At 24.1% G+C, this 673-nt stretch carries 3 protein-coding genes; 1 reads left to right on the plus strand and 2 read right to left on the minus strand.

Annotated features, from left to right (window positions below):
• On the plus strand, positions 1-270 hold a 270-nt coding region (locus EHV01_RS06310; RefSeq protein ID WP_422066715.1), incomplete at its 5' end, for a hypothetical protein.
• A 25-nt stretch (positions 271-295) separates the two neighbouring features.
• Here EHV01_RS06310 and EHV01_RS06315 read toward each other — a convergent pair.
• Positions 296-475, minus strand: coding sequence for a hypothetical protein (locus EHV01_RS06315; RefSeq protein ID WP_422065652.1), 180 nt, complete (start codon positions 473-475; stop codon positions 296-298).
• Positions 476-479: 4 nt separating this feature from the next.
• Positions 480-673, minus strand: a 194-nt coding sequence (locus EHV01_RS06320) for a hypothetical protein (protein WP_422066716.1), incomplete at its 5' end; no start/stop codon positions are given.

Here is a 673-nt window from a genome sequence, read left to right on the forward strand (position 1 = left end):
ATTGCTTTACTTGTATTAGCGGGTGCTGGTGGAATGGGTAGTCTTGGTATTCTTGGATTATCTGCTAAAAAAATTAAAAAATATAAAGCAGAAATTAGAGAATTACGAACTGCGGTTATTGCCCATGAAAAGCATTTACGCGGAACTGATTACGCAACAGAATTAGCATTAAAAACAGGTCAAATTAAAAATGTTAAAAAACAAGTTAAAGTAAATGACAAAAAACAAGCACAAAAAGATGCTATTCAAAAACTAACAAATAGTATTTAAAAAAATAACCTTAATTGGTTATTTTTTATTTTTCTTTATTGTGTGTTATATAAAAGTTGATAAGATATTCTATTCGTTGAGAATAAGTCTCAAAATAAGATAATTCATTTCATATTTCTTCTTGTTCTGTATTTAAATAAATATTAACATTTCGAATTTTACAAGAATAATATTTTCCTGTTTTTTGATTATATGAATGTTTCATAATATTAACTCTCATAATTAGCAATAATAATTGCATCTCGTAAATGATTACTTATTTTTTCATTCTTATATTTTCAACCTTTACCATATTCATAAGTTAAATTAATATCTTTATCAAATTTCCATAAGCAACTATCATTATATTTACTTAAATTTTCCATATTTTTAACAACTGATTTAGTATTTTTTGGTGATACTC

Source organism: Spiroplasma sp. hy2, assembly GCF_044714365.1.
Classification (GTDB): domain Bacteria; phylum Bacillota_I; class Bacilli_A; order Mycoplasmatales; family Mycoplasmataceae; genus Spiroplasma; species Spiroplasma phoeniceum.